Annotated in this window: 18 protein-coding genes and 1 tRNA gene; 14 read left to right on the forward strand and 5 right to left on the reverse strand. The window is 72.2% G+C overall.

Annotation, left to right across the window (positions count from 1 at the left end; translation table 11 throughout):
* Positions 1–31 precede the first annotated feature (31 nt).
* From C7474_RS05380 to C7474_RS05395, 4 genes are all read right to left on the reverse strand, one after another.
* Entirely contained in the window at positions 32–2,056 is a 2,025-nt protein-coding gene (locus C7474_RS05380; RefSeq protein ID WP_121057977.1) for a glycosyl hydrolase, read from the reverse strand.
* Positions 2,053–2,772, reverse strand: coding sequence for an RND family efflux transporter (locus tag C7474_RS05385; RefSeq protein ID WP_121057978.1), 720 nt, complete (start codon positions 2,770–2,772; stop codon positions 2,053–2,055). The genes C7474_RS05380 and C7474_RS05385 overlap by 4 nt, the downstream gene beginning before the upstream one ends.
* Positions 2,769–4,490, reverse strand: coding sequence for a glycosyltransferase family 2 protein (locus C7474_RS05390; protein ID WP_241965129.1), 1,722 nt, complete (start codon positions 4,488–4,490; stop codon positions 2,769–2,771). The genes C7474_RS05385 and C7474_RS05390 overlap by 4 nt, the downstream gene beginning before the upstream one ends.
* Positions 4,491–4,744: 254 nt before the next feature.
* Positions 4,745–5,203: an Hsp20/alpha crystallin family protein gene (locus tag C7474_RS05395; RefSeq protein WP_121057980.1), complete on the reverse strand. Its 459-nt coding sequence runs from the start codon at positions 5,201–5,203 to the stop codon at positions 4,745–4,747.
* 109 nt (positions 5,204–5,312) lie between these two features.
* On the opposite strand from C7474_RS05395, the gene rsmA reads away from it, so the two are divergent.
* The 5 genes from rsmA (at position 5,313) to C7474_RS05420 (ending at position 11,645) form a co-directional block, all read left to right on the forward strand.
* A complete protein-coding gene (gene rsmA / locus C7474_RS05400; protein WP_121057981.1) occupies positions 5,313–6,167 on the forward strand; it encodes a 16S rRNA (adenine(1518)-N(6)/adenine(1519)-N(6))-dimethyltransferase RsmA in 855 nt (284 codons plus the stop codon).
* A 52-nt stretch (positions 6,168–6,219) separates the two neighbouring features.
* Positions 6,220–7,287, forward strand: a complete 1,068-nt coding sequence (locus C7474_RS05405; RefSeq protein WP_121057982.1) for an aldo/keto reductase — start codon at positions 6,220–6,222, stop codon at positions 7,285–7,287.
* Positions 7,284–8,219, forward strand: coding sequence for a 4-(cytidine 5'-diphospho)-2-C-methyl-D-erythritol kinase (locus tag C7474_RS05410; protein WP_241965130.1), 936 nt, complete (start codon positions 7,284–7,286; stop codon positions 8,217–8,219). Before C7474_RS05405 ends, C7474_RS05410 begins: the two co-directional genes overlap by 4 nt.
* 64 nt (positions 8,220–8,283) lie before the next feature.
* Entirely contained in the window at positions 8,284–9,612 is a 1,329-nt protein-coding gene (locus C7474_RS05415) for a GNAT family N-acetyltransferase (RefSeq protein ID WP_121057984.1), read from the forward strand.
* Positions 9,613–9,845: 233 nt separating this feature from the next.
* Positions 9,846–11,645, forward strand: a complete 1,800-nt coding sequence (locus C7474_RS05420) for an ABC-F family ATP-binding cassette domain-containing protein (protein WP_121057985.1) — start codon at positions 9,846–9,848, stop codon at positions 11,643–11,645.
* A gap of 24 nt (positions 11,646–11,669) precedes the next feature.
* On the opposite strand, the gene C7474_RS05425 is transcribed toward C7474_RS05420, so the two are convergent.
* The gene (locus C7474_RS05425; RefSeq protein WP_121057986.1) at positions 11,670–12,167 is read right to left on the reverse strand and encodes a MarR family winged helix-turn-helix transcriptional regulator; all 498 of its coding nucleotides are present in this window, start codon (positions 12,165–12,167) and stop codon (positions 11,670–11,672) included.
* Positions 12,168–12,367: 200 nt separating this feature from the next.
* Here C7474_RS05425 and C7474_RS15380 point away from each other — a divergent pair, with 200 nt between their 5' ends.
* From C7474_RS15380 to C7474_RS05470, 9 genes are all read left to right on the forward strand, one after another.
* Positions 12,368–15,976, forward strand: a complete 3,609-nt coding sequence (locus tag C7474_RS15380; RefSeq protein ID WP_121057987.1) for a glycosyl hydrolase 53 family protein — start codon at positions 12,368–12,370, stop codon at positions 15,974–15,976.
* A 125-nt stretch (positions 15,977–16,101) separates the two neighbouring features.
* A tRNA-Gln gene (locus C7474_RS05435) sits at positions 16,102–16,173 on the forward strand.
* A 1-nt stretch (position 16,174) separates the two neighbouring features.
* Positions 16,175–17,638: a bifunctional UDP-N-acetylglucosamine diphosphorylase/glucosamine-1-phosphate N-acetyltransferase GlmU gene (glmU, locus tag C7474_RS05440; RefSeq protein WP_121057988.1), complete on the forward strand. Its 1,464-nt coding sequence runs from the start codon at positions 16,175–16,177 to the stop codon at positions 17,636–17,638.
* On the forward strand, positions 17,622–18,644 hold the full coding sequence (locus C7474_RS05445; protein ID WP_121057989.1) for a ribose-phosphate diphosphokinase: 1,023 nt from the start codon (positions 17,622–17,624) through the stop codon (positions 18,642–18,644). Before glmU ends, C7474_RS05445 begins: the two co-directional genes overlap by 17 nt.
* A 52-nt stretch (positions 18,645–18,696) precedes the next feature.
* Complete coding sequence (locus C7474_RS05450) at positions 18,697–19,545, forward strand: aldo/keto reductase (RefSeq protein WP_121057990.1); 849 nt, start codon at positions 18,697–18,699, stop codon at positions 19,543–19,545.
* A 59-nt stretch (positions 19,546–19,604) separates the two neighbouring features.
* Positions 19,605–22,292, forward strand: coding sequence for an HAD-IC family P-type ATPase (locus C7474_RS05455; RefSeq protein ID WP_121057991.1), 2,688 nt, complete (start codon positions 19,605–19,607; stop codon positions 22,290–22,292).
* A gap of 92 nt (positions 22,293–22,384) precedes the next feature.
* A complete protein-coding gene (locus tag C7474_RS05460) occupies positions 22,385–22,879 on the forward strand; it encodes a hypothetical protein (protein ID WP_121057992.1) in 495 nt (164 codons plus the stop codon).
* Positions 22,879–23,793, forward strand: a complete 915-nt coding sequence (locus tag C7474_RS05465; RefSeq protein WP_121057993.1) for an FAD:protein FMN transferase — start codon at positions 22,879–22,881, stop codon at positions 23,791–23,793. Before C7474_RS05460 ends, C7474_RS05465 begins: the two co-directional genes overlap by 1 nt.
* Before the next feature lie 13 nt (positions 23,794–23,806).
* On the forward strand, positions 23,807–25,357 hold the full coding sequence (locus C7474_RS05470; protein ID WP_121059241.1) for an FAD-dependent oxidoreductase: 1,551 nt from the start codon (positions 23,807–23,809) through the stop codon (positions 25,355–25,357).
* The last annotated feature ends 425 nt before the right edge of the window (positions 25,358–25,782 follow it).

Below are 25,782 nucleotides of genomic sequence, written 5' to 3' on the forward strand. Positions count from 1 at the left end.
CGCTCGACGACCGGAAGGCGGCGCGCGCGGGTCACCCGCTGCGCAGTTCCACCGCGGCGATCCACGCCTCGGCGAGCGCCTTCGACCAGCCGTCGTCGAACTCGCTCCGCTGCGCGATGCGCGTTCGTGCGGCGGCGAGCGCGTCGGCACCGGCCAGCGAGGCGTAGCCGGTGACGTAGTCGCCGAGCGGGCCGTCATATGCGGCGTCGCCGGCGTCCTCGAGGTTCACCGCGACGCGCGCGGGGTCCTCGCCGAGATACTCCAGCGCGACCGGTCCGAGCGGCAGCAGTTGGATGCCGAGGATCGCCGACGGCTCCGGCGAGAACCAGGTGGCGTAGTCGCGCTTGGCGCTCCACGTGAGCGACACGATCGGATGCTCGTACGCGGGGGCGAGCGCGGCGGGCTCCAGCCAGAGCCGGCGCGCGGCATCCGCCTCCGTCGACAGCAGCCACACCGCGCGGGCGCGCAGCGCCTCGTCCCCGGATGCCGCCCCCCACAGGGCCACGCCGTTCCATGCCGCGACGGCCTCGGAGCTGGATTCCTGGTTGTTCCCGTCGGCGAAGGGTGAGAAACCGGACGCCCACGAGTGGCCGCGGTAGGGGTCGAAGGTGCGCAGCGCCGGCAACGCGCCGTCCGCCGCCCCCGTGACGATGTCGGCGGCGAGCGCGGTCATCACGGGTGTCATCTCGGCGACCAGGTCGGGGCGGGCGGCGCCGAGCACTCCGGCGGCGAAGAGGAAGTACCCGTAGTGGAAGTGGTGGTCGTTGCCCTCCTCCGAGCCGAACGACACGCTCTTGCCGACCACGAGTCGCAGCCGGTCGTCGTAGACGAAGCACCGCGCGTCGCGGTCGCGGCATCCGTCGGGATCGAGCCACGGGTCGAGCTCCGTCGCGAGCCGGTCGGCGACCCGGTCCGCGAGGCCGTCGTCGCCCAGGGCCTCGGCCACCTCGTGCAACGCCGCGAGTCGCGCGAGCGCTTTGCCTCCGAAGTACGTGTCGGCCGGCGCCGGCGCGGTGCCGTCGAGGTCGGCGGCGATCTGGGCCGTCAGCGCGTCGCGATCGGTGGCAGAGAGACCCTCGAGGTCGTAGCGGGACGCGGGGGAGATCGTCGGCACGGTGCGGACGAGGGTCGTCGCGGCGCACGCCGGCACATCCCCGTAGGGCGTGTCGTAGGTGCCGAGGTCGCACGCGCCATCGGCCTCCGCACCGTCGAACGGGACGACCACGGTGCGGTCGGTGCCGTCGTAGCGCAGCGTCGTCGTCGCCGATCCGTCGCCGCCGGACGCCGACACCGTCACCCCGCCGACGGGCGCGCCGAGCGCCGCGGCCCACGCCGAGGGATCGGCATCCGCCGGCAGCCCCGCGACCTGCAGCGCGTCGCCCTCGTCGAGGGTGACCGTCTCGTCGTCGACCGCGGCGCCCGCGATCAGGAACGCGCCGTCGGCCGTGCGCCCGACGGCGCCGCCGTCCTCCTGCGTCACGGGCTGCGAAAGCGTGATCGTGATCTTCCGGGAGGCGACGACGCCCACGACGGGCGAGCCCTCGGCGAGCGTCACGCGTGCGAGCGGCCCCGCCGTGTCGGCATACTCGAGGGTCACCGACACCTCGTCGGCGCGCACGATGATGCGCTCCAGTGCCGCGTCCCCACCGTCCGCACCCGCGAGGGCGACACCCAGGCCGCCCGCGAACGCGGCGCCGATCGTGCTGGCCCCCGCCCGCACCGGCGGCACCCCGACGGTGAACCCCTCGGGCGTCGGCGCCACCGCCAGGGGGAAGGGGTAGACCGGCACGTCCTCGGCGGCGAAGGCCAGGCTCGAGTACCAGCGGTTCGTCGGCGGGATCACGTCCGCCGCGACGCGGAGCGAGGGCGGTGTGGCGAGACGCTCGACGGGCAGATCGACGGATGCCGCCGGGCTCACGGTCGGCGCGGACGTCGGGCCGGCGTCACCGGCCGCCGTCGCCGTGCACCCGGTGAGCGCGAGCGCCACCGCGACCGTCACCGCGAGCGCCGGCGCGACCGTCGCCTCGACCGCCGGTCCGACCGTCCGCCGGGTCATAGGCCGATCTTCCCGACCAGATCGGCCAGCGCGTCGTGCACCCCCGCGAACGGGCCGTCGTCGTGCAGGCGCAGCGTCACCGCGACCGGCGTCCCCGGCTGGAACAGCCCGTCGGCGGTCTCCCCGTCCAGGTCGTCGCTGTGCAGCGTCACGGTCGCCGCGGCCTGTCCGTCGACCGTCGCGACGTCGATCGTGGTCACCTCGGCGGTGAAGGAGGCGCGGTTGGGGAGCACGATCTCGGCCGTCGTGCCCGCCGTGATCCGCGCGTAGTCGCGCGGCGAGAGCACGAACTCGCCCTCGATGCCGAGGGAGGCGGTGCGGGCGATCGTGGCAAGTTCGCTGCCGGCCTGCGCGAACCCGCCCTGCGGAACGCGGATGTCGGCGAGGATCCCGTCGACGCTCGCCGTGACCGTCGTCGTCCCCGCCGCCGCCTCCGCGTCGCCCGAGACGACCCCGAGGGCGACGTCGCGTTGCAGCTGCGGGCTGTGCACCTCGAACAGCGCCTGTCCCGCCGTCACCTCGTCGCCCTCGTGCGCGAACTGCGCGGTCACGATGCCGCCGTAGTCGGTGCCGACCGGATACTCCTGGGCGACGAGGGTCGCGCTGTCGCTGCCGACCGAGTTCTGCCGCTGTGTGAACAGCAGCGTGCACGCCCCCACGACGACGAGGGTCGCGAGAAGTCCGCCCAGCAGCTTGAGCCGTGACCGCCACGTCATGACCGCGCCCCCGCCTCGGCGAGCTGCGCGCGTCGCCGGCGCGTCAGGGGAGGGGCGGCGACCGACGCCGCGACCGGGACCTCCGTGTCGGTGGGCGCCGGCATCCGCTCGGGACGGGCCACGATCGTGATCGGCGTGGTCGGGGTGACCGGTTCGGGTGCCGCCTCGACGGTCCGAGGGTGTGCGATCGCGTGCGCCTCGCGGGCGGCGGTGACCACGAATGCGCCCAGGATGACGGTGTTGGTCGCGTTCCACAGCGTCGCCAGCGTCAGCTCGCCGATGCCGACGTCCCGCCACACCGCGACGGCGGTGGTCAGCGCGAGGAAGACGAAGAACAGCACCTGCGGGATGATGAACTCGAAGGGCGAGCGTCGCGACGCCGACCCGGTGACATGCCAGCCCACGTCCTTGCCGGTGAGCACGTTCCACAGCGCCTTGGAGTAGATCGGGAACGAGACGGTCGCGAGCGTCAGCGTCTCCCACCGGAACGACCCCACCGCGAACCACGCCAGCACGATCTGCATGACATAGAAGCCGGCGTAGTACAGCAGCCACGTGAACACGGTGACGTCGAGCGTCATCGGCCGCAGGTCGAAGTAGATCTCCAGCGGGGGCACGAGCAGCAGCAGGAGCGGGCAGATGCCGGTGAGGTAGAAGGTCGCCGTCACGAGGTACTGGATGCGCTGGTCGGTCGTGAGCCGCCGCCGCGGGGAGAGCGGGTTGTGCTGCAGCAGGATCTCGAACCCGCCCGTCGCCCACCGCAGCTGCTGCTTGCTGTACGCCTCGATCGTTTCCGGCGCCTCGCCGACGGCGAGCACGTCGGGCAGGAACACCGAACGCCAGCCGCGTTCGTGCAGGTGCAGCGACGTCCACACGTCCTCCGACTTCGAGTCGGTGCACATCCCGCCGATGTCGTCGATCGCCGTGCGTCGGAACATGACGTTCGTGCCGACGCAGAACGCCGCGTTGAACCGGTTGCGACCGGGCTGGATGAAGCGGTAGAACACCGTCTGCATGTACGCGGCGCCGCGGGCGACGACCGTGGACAGGTTGCCGTACGCCTGCGGCGACTGCACGAAGGCGAGGTCGTCGCGCACGAAGAACGGCAGCATCTCGACGAGCAGTTCGGGGCGCGGGACGAAGTCGGCGTCGAGGATCACGAAGTACTCGCCCTTCGCGATCGACAGGGCGTGGTTGATGTTGCCGGCCTTCGCGCCGTTGGAGCTGAGGCGCCGCAGGTACCACGCGCCCTCGTCGGAGGCCATCTCGCGCACCGCATCCGACCTCCCGTCGTCGAGGATCCAGGTGCGGTGCGCGCCGCGCATCGCGACGGCCGCCCGCACCGTGCGGCGCACCGTCTCGATGTCCTCGCCGTAGACGGTGATGAACACGTCCACGAGCACCGGTGCGCCGTGCAGATGCATCGTGTCGTCCCCGTCGCGGGCGTGCGGCATCAGGCGGCCCGCCGCGTCGTTGTACGCGAAGTCGCGGGGATCGGCGCTCGCCGACAGGATCGTCCACATCGCCAGCAGCGCCTGCGCGACGAGGATCGACTCGGCGACGATCACCATCGAGTAGGGCAGCCAGTCGCCGCGGTGACCGGGGTCGAGCAGGAATCCCGCGTACGCCAGGATGCCGATCGTCGCGATCAGCACCAGCAGGATCATCACGGGGCTCGGGCCCCGGTCCGCTCCTCGCGTCGGTCGTGTCCGCCCCATGTCGGACTCGTTCGATCTGGCCATGTGTCCCCCCGGAATGGCTGTCGATTCGTTCCGCGGCGACGTCGGCGCTGGTTCCAGGGTGCCCGCCTCACCTTGTCTGCAGCGTTCCGCGGAGGTGAACAGCGTGTGACGATCAGCTGGGTGCAGGGTGCGGACGCCGACGTCGTGGCGCGCGACAGGGCCGCCCTGACGGAGAGTCGGGGCGGCCCTGCATTCCTTGGGTGCCGATGCGCGGTGCGCACCTCACGGCATCACTGCTCGATGGGCTGCGGCTCCTGCGCGGCGCGCTCGTCGCGCCCGATCTGTACCGTCGACGCGTCGCTGACGACGTCGATCTTGCGCGGCTTGGCCTTCTCGCTGACCGGGATGGTGACGCTGAGCACGCCGTTGTCGTAACGGGCGGAGATGCGCTCGGTGTCGACGCCCTGGCCCAGGTTGAGCTGGCGGAGGAAGCTCGCCGCCTCTCGCTCGCGGGTGATCCACTTCACACCATCGCCGCTGGGCAGAGTGCGCTCGGCGCGGATCGTCAGCAGCTGGCCGTCCACGTCGATGTCGACCGAGCCCGGGTCGACGCCCGGCAGATCGGCCGTGAGGACGTAGTGGTCGCCGTCGCGGTAGAGGTCCATCGGCATTCGCCGCGGTCCGCGCCGAGTGTCCATCAGGGAGGACGCGAGGCGGTCGAACTCGCGGAACGGGTCATAGCTGGTCATCGGGTTCTCCTCTCGAATCAAGACTTGAGTCGCATCGACTCAACGTGCGATCAGATTAGCACTCTCTGGGTGAGAGTGCCAGATCTTGAGGCTCGATAGTCTGGAATCCATGACCGTGACCCTGCTCGGCGCCGCCGAGATCCGCGCGCTCGCCGCCGACCTCGATGTGACGCCGACCAAGAAGCTCGGTCAGAACTTCGTCGTCGACGCGAACACGGTGCGCAAGATCGTGCACGTCGCGCGGGTGACGGATGCCGACCGCGTCGTCGAGATCGGGCCCGGGCTCGGGTCGCTCACGCTCGCGATCCTCGAGACCGGCGCGCCCGTCACGGCCGTCGAGATCGACCACCGCCTCGCCGAGCGGCTGCCTGCGACCGCCGGCGCCCACGGCGTTCCCGCCGGCGCCCTCACGGTCGTCGACGCCGACGCGCTGCGGGTGACCGCGCTTCCCGGCGATCCGAACGTGCTGGTCGCCAACCTGCCGTACAACGTCAGCGTCCCGGTGCTGCTGCACTTCCTCGAGACGTTCCCGGGTCTGCAGCGCGGCGTCGTGATGGTGCAGGCCGAGGTCGGCGAACGCCTCGCCGCGGCGCCCGGGTCGAAGATCTACGGCGCCCCCAGCGTCAAAGCCGCGTGGTACGGGCCGTGGCGGCTCGCCGGCACCGTGTCGCGTCAGGTGTTCTGGCCGGTGCCGAACGTCGACAGCGTGCTCGTCGGGTTCGAACGCGACGAGACGCCGCGCGGCACCGACGCCGAACGGCGACGCGTCTTCTCGATCGTGGACGCCGCCTTCGGCCAGCGCCGGAAGATGCTGCGGCAGTCCCTGGCGGGGGCCGTCGCCGAGTCGGCGGCCGCGGCATCCGAGGTGCTCACGGCCGCGGGCGTGGATCCCACCGCCCGCGCCGAGCAGCTCACGGTCGACGACTTCGTGCGCATCGCCGCGCAGGTCCCCGTCGCCCCCTGACCTGGTCGGGCGACCGCCCCCGCGCGTCCGCGCCGCCCGCTAGCGTGGGAGGGTGACCGACGAACGCTTCGCCCCCTCCCGTGGCGGCGATCTCCACCGCCCCTACACCGCCGACGCCGACCGCTACCTCGGACGCGACTACCGGCAGGTCGGCTCCAGCGGCCTGTTCCTGCCCGCCATCTCGCTCGGCCTGTGGTGGAACTTCGGCGACAACATCCCCTTCGACGACCAGCGCGCGCTGCTGCGCCACGCCTTCGACCGCGGGATCACGCACTTCGACCTCGCCAACAACTACGGCCCGCCCTACGGCGCCGCCGAAACGAACTTCGGGCGCATGATGCGGGAGGACTTCGCCCCGTACCGCGACGAGCTCATCCTGTCGTCGAAGGCGGGATACGACATGTGGGACGGCCCCTACGGTCAGTGGGGGTCGCGCAAGTACCTGCTCGCGAGCGCCGAGCAGTCGTTGACGCGCATGAGCCTCGACTACGTCGACATCTTCTACTCGCACCGCTACGACCCGGTCACGCCGCTGGAGGAGACCATCGGGGCGCTGGACACCCTCGTGCGGCAGGGCAAGGCGCTCTATGTCGGCATCTCGTCGTACAGCGCCGAGCACACCGTCGAGGCGGCCGCGATCGCCCGCTCGCTCGGCACGCCGCTGGTCATCCACCAGCCGTCGTACTCGATCGTCGACCGCTGGATCGAGGACGGCCTCACCGGGGCGCTCCGCCAGGAGGGCATGGGTGCGATCGCGTTCGTGCCGCTGGCCCAGGGCCTGCTCACCGACAAGTACCTCAGCGGCGGCGACGCGCAGCGCGCGCAGCAGCGCTGGTCGGTGCCGGCGCGTCGGGTGAGCGAGAAGGGCCTCGCGATGCTGCGCGGGCTCGACGTCGTCGCCAAGGAGCGCGGTCAGACCCTCGCCCAGCTCGCCCTGCAGTGGGTGCTCCGTGACGGGGTGGTCGCATCGGCCCTGATCGGGGCCTCCCGTCCCGCCCAGCTGGACGAGAACCTGAAGGCCCTCGAAGGCCCCGCCCTCACGACCGAGGAGATCGAGCAGATCGACGCGCTCGTCGACGCCGCAGGCGGCGACCACTGGGCCGGGCCGGAGACCGCGTGACGCTGGCCGAACAGCCCCCACGGCGCGTGCACGTGCGCGCGCCGGGGAAGGTCAACGTCTTCTTCGAAGTCGGCCCTGTCGAACCCGACGGCTACCACCGGGTCGCCTCGGTCTACCAGGCGGTCTCGCTGTACGAAGAGGTCTCGGCCGTGCACGCTGACGGGTTCACCGTCGCCGTCACCGGCGACGTCGACGTGTCGGGGGTGCCCACCGACGACACGAACCTCGCCGTCCGCGCGGCGCGCCTCGTCGCCGAGCACGCGGAATGGCCGGGAGGCATCCACCTCGACGTGCACAAGGGCGTGCCCGTCGCCGGGGGTATGGGCGGCGGGTCGGCCGACGCGGCCGCCGCGCTCGTGGCCGTCAACGAGCTCCTCGGTGCGGGACTGACCGGCACCGCGCTGCACGCCCTCGCGGCGACCCTCGGCGCCGACGTTCCCTTCGCGCTCCTCGGCGGCACGGCCGTCGGCACGGGTCGCGGCGACGAGCTCGCCCCGGCGCTGGCCCGGGGCCGCCTCGACTGGGTGCTCGTGCCCGACGCCGAGGGGCTGTCGACCCCGCAGGTGTACGGCACCCTCGACGACCTGCGCGCCGCGGCCGACATCGGCCCGGTGCGCCGCATCCCGTCGGTCGACCCGCGCGTGCTGCAGGCGTTGCGGCGATCGGATGCCGCAGCTCTCGCCGAGGTCGTCTCCAACGATCTGCAGGTCGCCGCGATCCACCGCAGGCCCGACCTGGGGGCCGTCATCGCCCAGGGCGTCGCACACGGCGCCCTGGCAGGGATCGTCTCCGGCTCCGGCCCGACTGTCGCGCTCCTGTGCGCGGATGCGGCGGCCGCCGCATCCGTCGCCCGCGCGTTCGTCGACCGCGGCCGTGCGGCCCTCGCCGTCCACGGCGCCGTCCCGGGCGCACGGGTCGTCGCCGTCGACTGAACTTCCGAGCGCGCTGCTCCCACCGCATCCGACCATCCGATCCACTCGTCATCCGGAAGGCACCATGTCCGAGAACGACCGCCGCGACGCGCTCGCCGGCTTCCACACCGCAGACCTCGACCCGCAGCTGATCGCCGACGTCGCCCGGCAGGGGCTCGAGGTGCGGCGGGTCGACGACGCGTCCCGCGACGAGACCGACCCGTGGCTGAACGCCGTCGCCCGCGGCTTCCTCGACGGCGAGCGCTCCGACGTGCAGCGCGAGGCGTTCTTCGAGCGCACCGCGTACCGCCGCAAGCTCGGGGTGTTCGACGGCGAGGCGCCGTCGGCATCCGTCCCGGTCGCGACCTTCGCGTCGTGGCAGGCCGAGCTGACCGTGCCCGGCGGCGCGATGCCGGCGTGCGCGATCAGCTCGGTGACCGTCGCGCCGACCCACCGCCGTCGCGGCCTGCTGCGCTCGCTCATGGCGGGGGAGCTGCGCACCGCCCTCGGTCACGGCTTCCCGATCGCGGTGCTGACCGTGAGCGAATCGAGCATCTACGGGCGGTTCGGCTTCGCGCCGGCCGCCGCGGCCGCGCACTGGGAGATCAAAGTCCGCCGCGCCCGCTGGATCGGGCCCGTCGCACCCGGCCGCATCGACTTCCTGTCGCGTGAGGACGGTCGGGCTCTCGCGCCCGACCTGCACGCGCGTACCCGGCTACGCTCGCCCGGCGAGATCGAGATGCCCGGCGGCCACTGGGACCGCATCTTCGGTACCCGCCCGGATGCGGACAAGCCCGAGAACCTGCGCGTGCTGCAGTACCGCGGGCAGGACGGCGCCGTCGACGGCCTCGTCGTGTATTCGGTCACCGAGAACCACGACGACTACTCGGAGTCGACCGTCGACGTCGCGCTGCTGCTGGCGGCGACCGACGAGGCGTATGCCGGCCTGTGGCGGTTCCTGCTGTCGATGGACCTCATCGGCACGATCCGCGCTTCGGAGCTGGCTGTCGACGAGCCGCTGTGGTGGATGATCGCCGACCAGCGCGCCGCGACGATCACGGTGCGCGACCACCAGTACCTGCGCGTGCTCGACGTGCCCGCCGCCCTCGCGGCGCGCCGCTACGACGCCGCGGAGGAGCTGGTGCTGCAGGTCGACGACCCGCTGGAGATCGCATCGGGCGTCTATGTGGTGCGCGTGGACGACGAGGGCGCCGCGGTCGTCGACGTCGTCGACGACGCGCCGCCGGGGCTGGCGCTCAGCCGGCTGGGCGTGGCGGAGCTGTCGGCGATCCTGCTCGGCGGGGTGTCGCCGGTGACGCTCGCGCGTGCCGGGCGCATCGTCTCCGACGACCCGGCGCGCCTCGCCCGCCTGTTCGCGACCCCCACCGCCCCGCGCCTGAGCTTCTGGTACTGACCCTCCCCGTTCCGGTGGTTGAGTAGCCGGCGCAGCCGGCGTATCGAACCCGTGCACCCGCCGCCGACGAGGGGTTCGGCGCGTTTCGACTCGTCGCTGCGCTCCTCCCTCGACGACCGGGAGGGGCCGCACCCCCCGGTGGTTGAGTAGCGCGCACAGCGCGCGTATCGAAACCCGTGCACCCGCCGCCGACGAGGGGTTCGGGGCCTCGCGGTCGCCTAGCCTGGAGGGCGATGGCTCATCTGCTCGGCGCTGAAGCGCTGCACCTGGAATACCCGACCAAGGTCGTCTTCGACCGCGTCTCCCTCGGCGTCGACGAGGGCGACCGCATCGGCATCGTCGGACGCAACGGTGACGGCAAGTCGAGCCTGCTCGCCATGCTCGCGGGGCGTCGTGAACCGGATGCCGGCCGCGTCACGTTCCGCGGCGGCGTGACCGTCGGCGTGCTCGACCAGGCCGACACCCTCGACGACGCGCTCACGGTCGGTCAGGCCGTCGTCGGCACCCGGGACGAGCACGAGTGGGCCGGTGATGCACGGGCGCGCGAAGTGATCGCCGGTCTCGTCGCCGATCTCGACTGGAACGGCCCGGTCGCAGGTCTGTCGGGCGGCCAGCGGCGCCGCGTCGCGCTGGCGACGCTGCTCATCGGCGACTGGGACGTGCTCGCCCTCGACGAGCCCACCAACCACCTCGACGTCGAGGCGATCGCGTGGCTCGCCGGCCACCTGAAGAAGCGCTGGGCCGCGACGGCGGGGGCCCTGCTGGTGGTGACCCACGACCGGTGGTTCCTCGACGAGGTCTGTACGGCCACGTGGGAGGTGCACGACCGCATCGTCGAGCCGTTCGAGGGCGGGTACGCCGCCTACATCCTGCAGCGCGTCGAACGCGACCGGCAGGCGGCGGTCATCGAGCAGCGGCGTCAGAACCTCGCCCGCAAGGAGCTCGCGTGGCTGCGCCGCGGCGCGCCCGCTCGTACGTCGAAGCCGAAGTTCCGCATCGATGCCGCGAACGAGCTCATCGCCGACGTCCCCGAGATCCGCGACCGTGTGCAGCTGCAGTCGCTGGCCGTGTCGCGACTGGGCAAGGACGTCGTCGACCTGCTCGACGCCGGGGTCGCCTACGGCGAGAAGCAGGTGCTCCGCGGGGTCGAGTGGCGTATCGCGCCGGGGGAGCGCACCGGCATCCTGGGCGTGAACGGTGCCGGCAAGTCGACGCTCCTCGGCCTCGTCGCCGGCAGCGTCGCGCCCACGAGCGGACGCGTCAAGCACGGCAAGACCGTCAAGGTCGCCACGCTCACCCAGCGCATGGACGAGCTCGACCCGCACCTCGACGAGCCGGTGCGCGTCGTGGTCGGTCGCCTGCGCACGACGTACACGTTCGGCGCGGGGTCGAAGGCGACCGAGCTGACCCCGGGGCAGCTGCTCGAGCGGATGGGCTTCTCGTCGGCGCAGCTGTCGACCCCCGTGAAGGACCTGTCGGGCGGTCAGCAGCGGCGCCTGCAGCTGCTGCTCATCCTGCTCGACCAGCCGAACGTGCTGATCCTCGACGAGCCGACCAACGACCTCGACACCGACATGCTCGCCGCCATCGAGGACCTCCTCGACTCGTGGCCCGGCACGCTGCTGGTCGTCAGCCACGACCGGTACTTCATGGAGCGGGTCACCGACCAGCAGTACGCGGTGCTCGACGGACATCTGCGTCACCTGCCGGGCGGCATCGACGAGTACCTGCGCCTGCGCGCTGCCGCACCGGCGCGCACCGTGGATGCTGCGCCCGCCGCATCCGCCGCCGCGACGACGCCGGTGCTCGCGGGGGCCGAGCGTCGTGCCGCCGAGAAGGAGCTGACCGCCCTCGACCGCCGGCTCGAGAAGCTCACGGCCCGTATCGACGCCGACCGGGTCGCCCTCGCCGACCACGACCAGTCCGACTACGTGGGGCTGGGGGAGCGGATGCGCGAGATCGGCGAGCTGGAGGCCGAGCGCGACACCCTCGAGCTGCGCTGGCTCGAACTCGGCGAGCAGCTCGAGGCGTAGCGGGCGCCATCCGGCCCGCGCCGGTCAGACGTCGAAGCCGAGGCTGAGCTTGCGCAGCAGGCCCGCGAGACGGTCGCGGTCGGCGCGCGACAGGCGCGACAGCAGCAGCGCCTCCGCGTCGACGAGGCGCGTGATGGCGGCGTCGACGCGGATGCGGCCGTCGGCCGACAGGGTGACCAGCACACTGCGTCCGTCCGCCGGGTCGGCTTCGCGGCGCACGAGGCGGCGGCCGACGAGCCGGTCGATGCGGTTGGTCATCGTGCCGCTGGAGACGAGCGTCTGCTGGAGGAGCTGCTTGGGGCTGAGCTGATAGGGCTCGCCCGCACGGCGCAGCGCCGACAGCACATCCCACTCCCACGGTTCGAGGTCGCTGCGGCGGAACGCTTCACGCCGGGCGCGGTCGAGGTGTCGCGAGAGCCGGTCGACGCGGGAGAGCACCTCGAGGGGGGAGAAGTCGAGGTCGGGACGCTGGGTGATCCAGGCTTCGACGATGCGGTCGACTTCGTCGTGTGCGGCGCTCATCCGACCATTGTGGCCTGCCCGCGCCCTGCCCGCCGCGCCTCGGTAACGGTTGGGTAACGGGTCTCGCCGCCCCGGTGACAGGTCGGCCTGTCACCGGTCACAATCGACGCATCGGCTCTGTGACCGGTCACAGTTTCGGCCTCCACAGAATCCTCGCGCGATCGGGCCCGCGCTCCACTGATCGAAGGAGATCACGCGTCATGTCATCCGTCCCCCGATCACTCGCCGCCCGCGCGGCCGCCGCGCTGACCGGCGCCGCACTGGCCGTCACCGGTCTCGCGGTCCCCGCCGCCGCGGCGACCACCCCCGACGGACCCGTCGAGGCGGGCATCGTCGTCAAGAAGGTCGAGAACCTCCCCGCCGACTTCATCAACGGAGTCGACGTGTCGTCGGTGCTGTCGCTGGAGGAGTCCGGCGTCGTCTTCCGCGACAGCGCGGGCGCCCCCGCCGACCTGTTCGCGGTGCTCGCCGACCACGGCATCACCGACGTGCGCGTGCGGGTGTGGAACGACCCGTACGACGCGGCCGGCAACGGCTACGGCGGCGGCGACGTCGACGTCGCGCGCGCCGTCGAGATCGGCGAGCGTGCGACCGACGCGGGGCTGGGCGTGCTCGTCGACTTCCACTACTCCGACTTCTGGGCCGACCCCGCCAAGCAGAAGGCGCCGAAGGCGTGGGCGGCGCTGGACGTGCCAGCCAAGGCGGCCGCCGTCGAGGCGTACACCGCCGACGCGCTCGCACAGTTCGCCGCGGCCGGCGTCGACGTCGAGATGGTGCAGGTCGGCAACGAGACCAACAACGCCGTCGCCGGCGTCACGGGGTGGGCGGGGATGTCGCAGATCTTCAGCGCCGGTTCGGCCGCCGTGCGCACCGTGTTCCCCGACGCGCGTGTGGCGGTGCACTTCACCAACCCCGAGAGCGCCGGACGCTACGCGGGATACGCCGCGAACCTGCAGACCTACGGCGTCGACTACGACGTGTTCGCCTCGTCGTACTACCCGTACTGGCATGGGACGACCGCGAACCTCACCAGCGTCCTGAAGAACGTGCGCGACACATACGGCAAGGACGTCATGGTCGCCGAGACGAGCTGGGCGTACACCCTCGACGACGGCGACGGTCACGGCAACACGATCGACCTGCCGAGCGAGGCGACACAGTACCCGGTGAGCGTGCAGGGCCAGGCCACGGCCGTCCGCGACGTCATCCAGGCGACGGCGGATGCCGGCGGCATCGGCGTCTTCTATTGGGAGCCGGCGTGGCTGCCCGTCGGTGCGCCGTCGCAGCTCGAGCAGAACAAGGCGCTGTGGGAGCGCGACGGGTCCGGCTGGGCCTCGAGCTTCGCCGCCGAGTACGACCCCGAGGACGCCGGCCACTGGTACGGCGGCTCCGCGTGGGACAACCAGGCGCTGTTCGCGTTCGACGGCACCCCGCTGGAGTCGCTGAACGTCTTCTCCTACGCCCGCACCGGCGCGGTGGCGCCGCGCGAGGTCGTCTCGGTCGACCAGCCGACGGTGACGGTGACCGCCGGGGACCCCGTCGTCCTGCCCCAGGCGGTGACGGTGACCTACAACGACGACTCCACCGCGGAGGAGTCGGTCACCTGGTCTGAGGCGGGGGAGTTCATCTCCGGGCCCGGCACATACCGCATCGCCGGCGCGACGGCATCCGGGCACGCGACCGTCGTCACGGTCACCGTGACGGCTGTCAACCTGCTGCGCAATCCCGGTTTCGAGGACGCCGACCTCTCGATGTGGACGAAGACCGGCACGGGCCTCACGCTGCGGGCGACCGACGATCCCCGCACCGGCACGCGCTCCGCGCACTTCTACTCCGGGGCCGCGTTCACGTACTCGCTCACCCAGACGGTGACGGGGCTCACGCCCGGCGCGTACGTCGCCTCCGGAGCCCTGCAGGGCGACGGGGAAGGCGAGAACGGCACCGTGACCCTCGCGCTGTCCTCGGGTGCGCAGAGCGCATCGCAGCCGTTCGCTCTGACCGGTTGGCGCAACTGGTCGACCCCGACGACGGATGCCGTCACGGTCGGCCCGTCGGGCACGGCGACGCTCACCGTCACCGCGAACCTTCCCGCCGGCGCGTGGGGCACCCTCGACGATCTCGTGCTCACCCGGGCCGTCGCCGGCGCCGACACGGGCGATCTGCGCGATGCCGTCGCCCGGGCCCGGGGACTGGACCGCACCGTCATCACCGCGGAGTCGCTCGTCGCCCTCGACGCCGCGCTCGAGATCGCCGACGTCGTGCTGGCCTCGTCGGCGCCGGCGGCCGACGTCGTCGCCCGCGCGACCACCCGGATCACCGACGCCCTCGCCGCGCTCGAGCTCGTCGGCCAGGAGCCGGCGCCGGTCGTGCTGCCGGTCGCGCTCACGATCGCCGAGGGCGACCCCGTCGCGCTGCCCGGCGAGGTCGATGTGCGCCGCTGGAACGGTGTCGTCGAGGCGCAGGGGGTCTCGTGGTCGACCGCGACGTCCGAGATCACCGGCCCCGGCACCTACACCGTGCCGGGCACGACGGATGCCGGCCTCGCCGCCTCTGCTCAGGTCATCGTCACCGCGCGGCAGTGGATCGCGAACCCCGGCTTCGAGGACGCCGACGTGTCGATGTGGCAGGTCACCGGCACCGGTGCGTCGATCGGCGCCACCGCGGATGCCGCGGCCGGCGCCCGGGCGGTGAGCTTCTGGTCCGACGCGGCCTACTCCTTCCAGGTGACGCAGCGCCTGACCGGCGTCGCGCCGGGGACGTACACGCTGTCGGCGACCGCGCAGGGCGACGGCGAGGTCGCCGGCGACACGCTCGCCGTCGTCGCGACGACCTCGACGGGCGCCGTCAGCGCGCCGATCGCCCTCGACGGCTGGCAGGCGTGGCGCACGGGCACCACGCCGGTGTTCACCGTCGGCGCCGACGGCGCCCTCACGGTGGCCGTCGCGGCGCACCTCGCGGCGGGCGCCTGGGGCACCGTCGACGCGTTCCAGCTCGTGCGCGCCGGCAACCGGGTGTCGACCGACGCCCTGGCCGCCGCCGCGGATGCGGCCGCGGCCCTCGACGAGGCGGCGTACACGCCGTGGTCGTACGCGCGCCTCGACGCGGCCCTGCAGCGGGCACGCATCGTCATCGCGGCGCAGTGGCCGACCGCGGCTCAGGTGGAGGTGGTCACCACGGCGCTCGCCGACGCGACCGCAGGGCTGGTGCGCACCGACGCCGACCGCGCGACGGCGGCGCCGGCCTCGGGCGCGCTGTCCCACGACAACGGCTGGGACACCGGCCTGCAGGATGGCGACTACAACATCCGCATGAACCTGTGGTGGGGTCAGAATGCGTCGTCGTTCCGGCTGTACGAGGACGGCCGCCTCGTCGCGACCCAGGCGCTCGCCTACGACGGCGTCAAGGCGCAGGTCGTCACGGTCCCGATCCGCGGCAAGGGCAACGGCACCTATCGCTACACCGCGGTGCTCGCGAACACGCGGGGGGAGACCACGCTCGCTCCGCTCACCGTCACGGTGACGGCGGCGAACCCCGGCGCCCCGGTGCTCAGCCACGACAATTGGGACGGCGACGGCGTGTTCACCGTCACGGCGGACATGTGGTGGGGCACCAACGCCACCGCGTACCGCTTCTTCCAGGACGGCGCGCTCGTGGCCGAGGGCACGCTGTCGCCCCGCACGCCGCAGGCGCAGCGTGCCGTCCTTCCGGTGACGGCGGCGACGCCCGGTCGCCACGTCTACCGCGTCGAGTTCGTGAACGCCGCGGGGAGCACCACGAGTGCGCCCCTGATCGTGACCGTCACGAAGTGAGACCGGCGGGGCGTCGGAGCAGGCCCGAGCCTCCGGCGCCCCGCCCACCATCCCGCACGGCCCGAGTCGCGGGCGTCGCCATGGCAGACTGGACGGGCGCGTGCGGACGCCTGCTCCGCGCGCATTCCGCCGTGGTGTAATGGCAGCACGACAGCCTTTGGAGCTGTGAGGTCTAGGTTCGAGTCCTGGCGGCGGAGCATGACCGAGAACGCGCTCGACACATCCCTGGCCGTCGTCATCCTCGCCGCCGGGCAGGGCACGCGGATGAAGTCCGCGCTGCCCAAGGTGCTGCACCGCATCGGCGGGCGGCCGCTGGTCGGGCACGTGCTCGACACCGCGCGCGACCTCGCCCCCGCCCACGTGCTCGTCGTGGTGCGCCACGAGCGCGACCAGGTGGCGGATGCCGTCCTCGGCATCTCGCCCGAGGTCGTCGTCGTCGACCAGGACGAGATCCCCGGCACCGGCCGCGCCGTCGAGGTCGCGATGGAGCGCCTCGGCGACTTCACGGGCGACGTGCTCGTGCTCAGCGGCGACGTCCCCCTGCTCGACTACGACACCCTGGACGGGCTCATCGCCTCGCACCGCGCCGCCGGCGCCGCCGCGAGCCTGCTGTCGGCCGTCGTCGACGACCCGAACGGCTACGGCCGTGTCGTGCGCGAGGCCGACGGCACCGTGGCCCGCATCGTCGAGCAGAAGGACGCCACCGCCGAAGAGGCGGCCGTCACCGAGATCAACGCTGGCGTGTACGTGTTCCAGGCTGCTCCGCTGCGCGAGCGGCTCGTGCGCATCGGCACCGCCAACGCCCAGGGCGAGAAGTACCTCACCGACGTCGTCGCGCTGCTGCGCGGCGACGCGCTCACCGTGGCGGCATCCGTCGTCGCCGACGTGACCGTCACCCTCGGCGTCAACGACCGCGCCCAGCTCGCCGAGGCGGGACGCCTGCTGAACCTGCGCACCGTGCGGCGCTGGCAGCTGGCCGGCGCCAGCATCCAGGACCCCGCGACGACGTGGATCGACGTCACCGCCGAACTCGCCCCCGACGTCACCGTGCTTCCCAACACCCACATCCTGCGTGCCACCGTGGTCGCCGCGGGGTCGACGATCGGCCCCGACACGTCGCTCGTGGACTGCGAGGTGGGGGAGGGTGCGACCGTCCGTCGCACCGACGCGACCCTCGCCGTCGTCGGCGCCGGGGCCACCGTCGGACCGTTCGCCTACCTCCGCCCCGGCACGCAGCTCGCCGCCGGCGGCAAGATCGGCACGTTCGTCGAGACCAAGAACTCCGTCATCGGCGAGGGCAGCAAGGTGCCGCACCTGTCGTACATCGGCGACACGACGATCGGCCGCGGCGTCAACCTCGGCGCGGGCGCGATCACGGCGAATTACGACGACGTCGCCAAGCATCGCACCGAGATCGGCGACGAGGTGCACTCCGGCTCGCACAACGTCTTCGTCGCGCCCGTTAGGATCGGAGATGGCGCCAAGACCGGCGCCGGCGCCGTCATCCGCAAGGACGTCCCCGCCGGTGCGCTGGCCCTCAGCGTCGCCCCTCAGCGCAACGTCGAGGGATGGGTCGAGAACAACCGACAGGGCACCGCCGCGGCAGAGGCCGCCGCACGGGCCCGCACCGGAGAGAAAGCGGACGATGGGTCGCAAGAATAAGGCTGACCACGACGGCATCGCCCCCGGGCTGGTCGTCAAGACCAAGAAGCGGCTCATCGTCGCGTCGGGCAGCTCGCACCCCGAGCTCGCCGCGGCCGTCGCCCGTGAGCTCGGCACCGAGCTCGCCCCGACCGAGCACCGCACGTTCGCGTCCGGCGAGATCCTGACGCGTTTCGAGATCTCGGTGCGCGGCGGCGACATCTTCCTCATCCAGTCCTTCGGCCCGCCGGTCAACGAGTGGATGATGGAGCTGCTGATCATGCTGGATGCCGCCAAGCGCGCGTCCGCCAAGCGCATCACCGTCGTCGCCCCGTACTACCCCTACTCGCGGCAGGACAAGAAGGGGCGCGGGCGCGAGCCGATCAGTGCACGTCTGGTCGCAGACCTGTTCAAGACCGCCGGTGCCGACCGCGTGATGAGCGTCGACCTGCACGCCGCGCAGATCCAGGGTTTCTTCGACGGCCCCGTCGACCACCTCTTCGCCAAGCCGGTGCTGCTGCAGCACTTCCAGGACACGCTGTCGGCCGAGGACCGCGAGAAGCTGACGGTCGTCTCGCCCGACACCGGTCGCGTGCGCGTGGCCGACCAGTGGTCCGACTCGCTCGGCGCGCCGCTGGCGATCATCCACAAGCGCCGCGACCCGAACGTCGCCAACCAGGTCACGGTCAACGAGATCGTCGGAAAGGTCGAGGGGCGCGTCTGCCTCCTCGTCGACGACATGATCGACACCGGCGGCACGATCGTGAAGGCCGCGCAGGCGCTCAAGGCCGACGGTGCCGAACGCGTCATCGTCGCGGCCACCCACGCCGTCTTCAGCGACCCGGCCGTCGAGCGGCTGCAGGATGCCGCGATCGACGAGGTCGTGGTCACCGACACGCTGCCGCTGCCGGCCGAGAAGCAGTTCCCGGGGCTGACGATCCTGCCGATCGCGCCGCTGCTGGCCCGCGCCATCCACGAGGTGTTCGAGGACGGCTCGGTCACGAGCATGTTCGACGGCGCCGCCTGACGGGCGCCGCCCGGACGGTGCCGCACTCCCGCCGGAGTTCTAGGCTGGAGGGATGGCTGAGAACCCCACCATCCCCACCGTCACCCTGAACGACGGCACCCCGATCCCGCAGTTGGGCTACGGCGTCTTCAAGGTGCCGCCGGCCGACACGCAGCGCGCCGTCGAAGAGGCGCTCGAGGTCGGCTACCGCCACATCGACACCGCCGCGATCTACGGCAACGAGGAAGGCGTCGGCGCCGCGATCGCCGCGAGCGGCATCTCGCGCGGCGACCTGTTCGTCACGACGAAGCTCTGGAACGACCGCCACGACGGCGACGAGCCCGACGCGGCCATCGCCGAGAGCCTCGGCAAGCTGGGCCTGGACCAGGTCGATCTGTACCTCGTGCACTGGCCCACCCCGAAGGCCGACAATTTCCTGCACGCCTGGGAGAAGCTCATCGGCATCCGCGAGCGCGGCCTCACCCGCTCGATCGGTGTGTCGAACTTCCTCGTGCCGCACCTCGAGCGCGTCATCTCCGCCACCGGCGTGGTCCCCGCCGTGGACCAGATCGAGCTGCACCCCGCCTACCAGCAGCGCGAGGTCACCGACTTCGCCGCCGCACACGGGATCCGCATCGAGGCCTGGGGGCCGCTCGGGCAGGGCAAGTACGACCTGTTCGGTGCCGAGCCCGTCGCCGCGGCCGCCGACGCGCACGACAAGACGCCCGCGCAGATCGTGCTCGCGTGGCACCTGCAGCACGGCAACATCGTCTTCCCGAAGTCGGTGCGCCGCGAGCGTCTCGAGGAGAACCTCGACGTGTTCGACGTCACCCTCACGGACGCCGAGATGTCGGCGATCGACGCGCTCGACCCGGGCGACGGGTCGGGCCGCGTCAGCGCCCACCCCGACGAGGTCGACTGACCGGATAAACCCGCTCCGTCATCTCTCAGCGCACATGCCCCGGTCGATACGATCGGGGCATGTCCGCGTCCACGGCACCGACAGACCTGTCCCTCGACGCCCCCTACGCCCTCGATCCGGATGACGTGCGCGCGCGTCTGGGGTCGGGCGAGGCGGGCCTGGATCCCGAGGACGCGGCGTCCCGACTGGCCGCGGTCGGCCCGAACGAGCTGCCCGAGCCGAAGCGCACGCCCGCCTGGCTGCGGTTCCTGTCGCACTTCAACGACACGCTGATCTTCATCCTGCTCGCGTCCGCCGTGATCAAGGCGGTCATGGCCGACTGGCTCGACTTCTGGGTGATCGTCTCGGTGACGATCATCAACGCCGTCATCGGCTATGTGCAGGAGGGACGGGCCGAGAAGGCCCTCGCCGGCATCCGCGGGATGCTGTCGGCCGACGCGTACGTGCGGCGCGCGGGCGCGTGGGCGACGATCCCCGCGCGTGAGCTCGTGCCGGGCGACCTCGTGCGCATCATGCCGGGCGACAAGGTGCCGGCCGACCTGCGGCTGGTACAGGCGCACCAGCTGCGCATCGACGAGGCGGCGCTGACGGGGGAGTCGGTTCCGGCGTCGAAGCAGACCACCGCCGTCGATGCGGCCGCCGGCGTCGGCGATCGCGCGTCGATGGCGTTCTCCGGCACCATCGTGTCGGCGGGCCAGGGACAGGGCGTCGTCACCGGCACCGGCGCGCACACCGAGATCGGCCGCATCCAGACCCTCGTCGGCGACGCGGGGTCGCTGCAGACACCGCTGACGCGTCAGCTCGACGCGTTCGGCAAGGTGCTCACCCTCGTCATCCTCGGGATGGCGCTCGTGATGCTGCTGATCGGACGGTACGGGCACGGGATGCCGTTCGCCGAGCTCATCTCGGCGACCATCGGCTTCGCCGTCGCCGCGATCCCGGAGGGTCTTCCGGCGCTCGTGACGATCACCCTCGCCATCGGCGTGCAGCAGATGGCCAAGCGCCGTGCCATCACCCGCAAGCTCACGGCCGTCGAGACGCTCGGCTCGGTGACGTCGGTCTGCTCCGACAAGACCGGCACCCTCACCAAGAACGAGATGACGGTGCGGCGCATCGTCACCCCCGTCGCCCGCTATGACGTCGACGGCCTCGGCTACGACCCCGAGGGGGCGATCACCCCGACGGGCGGCCGCGATCTCGCGGCGCTGCTCGCCGTCGCCGACCTCTGCAACGATGCCGACATCGTCCCGGATGCGGCCACCGGCCGCTGGAGCCTCGTCGGCGAGCCGACCGAAGGGGCCCTGAAGGTCGTCGCGATGAAGGGCGGGGCGGCCGGGCAGCCCGCCGCACGCATCGGCGTCGTGCCGTTCGACTCGGCGAACAAGTTCATGGCGACCCTCGACGAGGCCCCGGGCGGCAGCAGGGTGATCCTCGTGAAGGGCGCTCCCGACCGTCTGCTCGACCGGGCGCTCACCCAGCGCGGCGGCGCCGGCGCCGAGCCGGTCGACCGTGCGTTCTGGGAGGCCGCGATCGACGAGCTCAGCGCCCAGGGGCTGCGGGTCCTCGCCGCCGCACGCAAGCCCACGCGTGCCGACGAGGTCGAGATCGACGACCTCGTCGACCTGGAGTTCCTGGGGCTGTGGGGCATCGTCGACCCGCCGCGGCCCGAGGCGATCGAGGCGATCGCCGACTGCCACACCGCCGGCATCCGCGTGAAAATGATCACGGGAGACCACGCCGGTACCGCGACGGCGATCGCGCGGGAGATGGGCATCGTCGGCGACGGCGCCGCCGTGCTCACCGGTGCCGAGCTCGAGGCGATGAGCCAGGAGCAACTGAAGGCGGTCGTGCAGGACGTCGATGTGTACGCCCGCACGAGTCCCGAGCACAAGATCCGCATCGTGCGCGCCCTGCAGGCGCACGACGAGGTGGTCGCGATGACCGGCGACGGTGTCAACGACGCGCCCGCCCTCACGCGCGCCGACGTCGGCGTCGCGATGGGCATCAAGGGCACCGAGGCGACGAAGGAGGCCGCCGAGATCGTGCTGGCCGACGACAACTTCGCGACCATCCGCAGCGCCATCCGCGAGGGGCGGCGCATCTACGACAACCTGCGCAAGTCGGTCGTCTTCCTGCTGCCGACCAACGGCGCGCAGTCGCTCGTCATCCTCGTCGCGATCGTGTTCGGCCTGACCCTGCCCCTGACGCCGGTGCAGGTGCTGTGGGTGAACATGGTCACCGCCGTGACCCTCTCCCTCGCCCTGGCGTACGAGCCCGCCGAGCCCGGCATCATGACGCGTCCGCCGCGGCGGACGGGCGGGTCGATCATCTCCCTGCGGGAACTGGGGTACGTGCTGCTGGTGTCCGTGCTCATCGGTGGGGCGACGCTCGGCATCTTCGGCGGGGTGATCGCCGCCGGGCACGACGTCGATTACGCCCGCACCGAGGCGGTAACGATGCTCGCGCTCGGCCAGACGGCGTTCCTGCTGAACTGCCGGTTCTCGAGCCGGTCGAGCCTCACCCTCGACGTGCTGCGCGGCAACCGCGTCGTGTGGTGGTCGATCGCGGCGCTGGTCGTGCTGCAGCTGATCTACACCTACGTCCCCTTCATGAACACGCTCTTCGACTCGCGTCCGCTCGCGGCGCAGGACTGGCTGCTGCCGATCGGCCTGTCGATCGCGATCTTCCTCGTCGTCGAAGTGCTCAAGGCGGTGCGCCGGCGCGACGGCCGTGCGGATTCAATGTGAACGCATAGGTCGCCGCCGGGTGGCGCCGAGGGCGGCCGGGTTAGCGTGGAGGAAGCCCCCGCCCGGGTGGGCGCGACAACAGGAGGACCGTCATGATCCGCACCATCGCCGTACCCCGTCCCGTCCGCGCCGGCGCCGCCGTGGCATCCGTGCTCGGCATCGCCGCCCTCGCCGGCTGCGCCGCCGGAGGCACCGCGGCGGAGACCCCCGTCGCCGAGGAGACCACCGCCTCGACCCCTTCCGCCGAGGAGACGGGGTCGACCGGCTCGGCGGGTGCGGATGCCGCCGGCGCCTACGCCGACGGCACCTACACGGCCGAGGGCTCCTACCAGACGCCCGAGTCGGTCGAGACGATCAGCGTCACGATCACCCTCGAGGGCGACGTCGTCACGGCCGTCGAGGTGACCGGCGACCCGCAGAAGCGGGAGTCGGAGCAGTACCAGTCGCAGTTCATCGGCGGCATCTCCGACGAGGTCGTGGGCCAGAACATCGACGACCTGTCCGTGTCGCGTGTCGCGGGCTCCTCGCTCACGAGCGGCGGCTTCAACGCGGCGCTCGAGGAGATCAAGGCCGAAGCGGCCGCCTGATGCCCGCCGGCGATCGCGTCGCGTCGGCCAGAGCCTCCGACGGACGCTCGGTCTGGGGCTTCGACGCGATCGGCACGGTGTGGCGCATCGACACCGCCGCGCCGCTGCCCGCCGACGTGCGGGCGGCGGTGGCCGCCGAGATCGACGCGTTCGACCGGGCGTGGTCGCGGTTCCGGCCCGACTCGACGGTGACCGCACTGGCCGCGGGTGGTGAGGTCGCGGCCCCCGTCGACGCGGCGCTGATGCTCGACCGGTACGCCGAACTGTCTCACGCCACCGGGGGAGCGGTGAACCCGCTCGTCGGCGGCGCGCTCGCCCGACGCGGCTACGACGCGGCCTACTCGCTCGTCGACCGCGGCGCCGAGCCCGCGCCCGCCGACTGGCGCGCCGTGCTCACCTGGCAGGGCGCCACGCTGCGCCTCGCCGCGCCCGCCGTCGTCGACGTCGGCGCCCTCGGCAAGGGGCGCCTCGTCGACCGCGTCCTCGCCGTGATCGGCGCTGCCGTGCCCGGTGACGTCGTCGTGGATGCCGGCGGCGACCTCGCCGTGCGCCTCGACGCCGCAGCCCCGCCCGAGCGCGTCGCGCTGCAGCATCCGTTCGACCACTCGCGGGCGATCGGGGTGTGGGAGGTCTCCTCCGGAGCCCTGTGCGCCTCGGCCGTCGACCGTCGGGCGTGGGGCGACGGACTGCACCACGTGCTCGACGCGCGCACCGGTCAGCCGGTGCGCACGATCGCGGCGACCTGGGTGCGCGCCGACGACGCGTTCACCGCCGACGGTCTCGCCACCGCCCTCTTCTTCGACGGCGGAGCCGAGGCCGCGCACCGCCGAGGAGCCTCGTGGGTGCGGTTGAGCACCGACGGACGCCTCGAATGGTCGCCGGGCTGCGACGCCGACCTGTTCATCCGCACCTAACGTTGGAGACGTGATGTCATCTCTCACGGCCGTCTGGAACCGTGTCTACGCCGTGCTGGGCCGGTTCTCGATGTACCGGCTCGTCGTGTTCGCCCTCGCCGCCTTGGGCGTCGTCGCGCTGCTGCTCTCGCTCGGGGGCCTCGTCGCGCCGACACCGCTCGAGCTGCTGGCCACCGCGGCCGTGCTCAGCGCCGCGTGCGCCGCGACGGATGTCGTCGCGCACCGGCTGCTGGGGCGGCAGTGGCGCTGGGAGTCCTCGCTGATCACGGCGCTGATCCTGCTGTTCGTGCTGCGTCCGACACTGGAGCCGTGGGGCCTCGTCGGCGCCGCGATCGGCGGGATCGTCGCCTCCGCATCGAAGTACCTGCTCGCCTGGCAGGGAAGGCATGTCTTCAACCCGGCCGCCGTCGGCGCCGCCGCCGTCACGATCCTCGGCATCTGGCTGCCCGACCTCGGCTACTCGGCCTGGTGGGTCGGCGCGCCGGCGCTCGCGGCGCCCGTGATCATCACGGGCCTGATCGTGCTGATGCGCACCGAGAAGGTGCGCGTGATCGCGGTGTTCCTCGTGATCGCGGTGGCCGTGTCGTTCCTGCGCGTCTCGGTGCAGACGCAGGCGGCGGGCCTCGAACTCGACTCCGGTCAGGTGTTCTGGCAGCTGCTGTGGTCGTCGCCGTTCCTGTTCCTGGGGGCGTTCATGCTCTCCGAGCCGCTCACGCTGCCGCCCCGCCGCTGGCAGCAGTTCACCGTCGCCGCCGTCGTCGGCGTGCTGGCCGGCTGGCCGATCGACCTCGGCGCGATCAGCCTCGGTCAGGAGCGGGCGCTGCTGATCGGCAACCTCGTGGCCTTCGCCTTCACGATCCGCACCGCGGTGAGGCTGCGCTTCGAGGACCGCCTCGTGCTCACCCCGACGGTGCGAGAACTCGTGTTCCGCGCCGAGCGTGGGTTCCGGTTCACCGCCGGGCAGTACCTCGAGCTCGAAGTGCCGCATCCGCATCCCGACGCGCGCGGCACGCGCCGCGAGTTCTCGATCGTCTCGGCGCCCGAAGAGCTGCCGACGGTGAAGATCGCGCTCCGGGAGGGGTCGCAGTCCAGCTACAAGAAGGCGCTCGCACTCGTGGAGCCGGGGGAGCGGCTGTCGGTGACCGGTGTGTGGGGCGACTTCGTGCTGCCCGCCTCGAAGACCGCCCCCGTGCTCATGGTCGCGGCCGGTATCGGCGTGACGCCGTTCGTCTCGCAGCTGCGCCATCTGCGCCTGGCGGGCCAGGATCGCGACGTCGTCTTCGTCTACGTCGCCGGCGACGCCGAGGAGCTCGCCTTCCGCGACGATCTCGAGGCGGCCGGTATCCCCGTCATCGTGTTCACCCGCAACGCCCCGTCGGCGCTGCCGCGCGGCTGGCACTGGGCGAAGGGGGTGCGCCTCGACGCCGACGGCCTGCTCGAGGTCGTCCCCGACATCGGCTCGCGCCACGCCTACATCTCCGGCCCGCCTGGACTGATCGCCGACCTCGCCCCAGCCCTCGAGAAGGCCCGCTCCCTCACGACCGACGCGTTCTCGGGGTACTGAGCCGGCCGCGTCTTGGGTCGACTGTTCGTGTGACACGGCCGCCGTGCATGTCACACGAACGGCCGGCTCCCGGCATCCGCACCCGCCGTTCGCGTGACACGCGTGCTGAGCGCGCAGTCGGAGCGCGGACTCCCGCGGGCATGTCACACAAACCGCTGCCCGCCGGCATCCTTACCGGCCGTCGTGTGACACGGATGCGGCGGATGTCACACGAGCGGCCGTCCCTGCGTCTCTGCACGGGCCGTTCGCGTGACACGGATGCTGAGCGCGCAGCCGGAGCGCGGACTCCGCATGGCGGCCACCCGCATGTCACACGAACGGTCGGCCACCGGCATCCGCACCGACCACTCGCGTGACACGGATGCCGACCGTGTCACGCGAACAGCGCCGCCGAAGCCCCCGCACCCACCACTCGTGTGACACGC

Source organism: Microbacterium telephonicum (genome assembly GCF_003651225.1).
Taxonomy (GTDB): Bacteria; Actinomycetota; Actinomycetes; order Actinomycetales; family Microbacteriaceae; genus Microbacterium; species Microbacterium telephonicum.

Excerpts from the sequence above, each read along its gene's own strand:
- glmU (WP_121057988.1), top strand. The coding sequence starts at position 16,175 with ATGACCGAGAACGCGCTCGACACATCCCTGGCCGTCGTCATCCTCGCC.
- C7474_RS15380 (WP_121057987.1), top strand. The coding sequence starts at position 12,368 with ATGTCATCCGTCCCCCGATCACTCGCCGCCCGCGCGGCCGCCGCGCTG.
- C7474_RS05465 (WP_121057993.1), top strand. The coding sequence starts at position 22,879 with ATGCCCGCCGGCGATCGCGTCGCGTCGGCCAGAGCCTCCGACGGACGC.
- C7474_RS05450 (WP_121057990.1), top strand. The coding sequence starts at position 18,697 with ATGGCTGAGAACCCCACCATCCCCACCGTCACCCTGAACGACGGCACC.
- rsmA (WP_121057981.1), top strand. The coding sequence starts at position 5,313 with ATGACCGTGACCCTGCTCGGCGCCGCCGAGATCCGCGCGCTCGCCGCC.
- C7474_RS05385 (WP_121057978.1), bottom strand. The coding sequence starts at position 2,772 with ATGACGTGGCGGTCACGGCTCAAGCTGCTGGGCGGACTTCTCGCGACC.
- C7474_RS05415 (WP_121057984.1), top strand. The coding sequence starts at position 8,284 with ATGTCCGAGAACGACCGCCGCGACGCGCTCGCCGGCTTCCACACCGCA.
- C7474_RS05380 (WP_121057977.1), bottom strand. The coding sequence starts at position 2,056 with ATGACCCGGCGGACGGTCGGACCGGCGGTCGAGGCGACGGTCGCGCCG.
- C7474_RS05395 (WP_121057980.1), bottom strand. The coding sequence starts at position 5,203 with ATGACCAGCTATGACCCGTTCCGCGAGTTCGACCGCCTCGCGTCCTCC.
- C7474_RS05460 (WP_121057992.1), top strand. The coding sequence starts at position 22,385 with ATGATCCGCACCATCGCCGTACCCCGTCCCGTCCGCGCCGGCGCCGCC.
- C7474_RS05420 (WP_121057985.1), top strand. The coding sequence starts at position 9,846 with ATGGCTCATCTGCTCGGCGCTGAAGCGCTGCACCTGGAATACCCGACC.
- C7474_RS05425 (WP_121057986.1), bottom strand. The coding sequence starts at position 12,167 with ATGAGCGCCGCACACGACGAAGTCGACCGCATCGTCGAAGCCTGGATC.
- C7474_RS05470 (WP_121059241.1), top strand. The coding sequence starts at position 23,807 with ATGTCATCTCTCACGGCCGTCTGGAACCGTGTCTACGCCGTGCTGGGC.
- C7474_RS05445 (WP_121057989.1), top strand. The coding sequence starts at position 17,622 with ATGGGTCGCAAGAATAAGGCTGACCACGACGGCATCGCCCCCGGGCTG.
- C7474_RS05455 (WP_121057991.1), top strand. The coding sequence starts at position 19,605 with ATGTCCGCGTCCACGGCACCGACAGACCTGTCCCTCGACGCCCCCTAC.
- C7474_RS05390 (WP_241965129.1), bottom strand. The coding sequence starts at position 4,490 with ATGGGGCGGACACGACCGACGCGAGGAGCGGACCGGGGCCCGAGCCCC.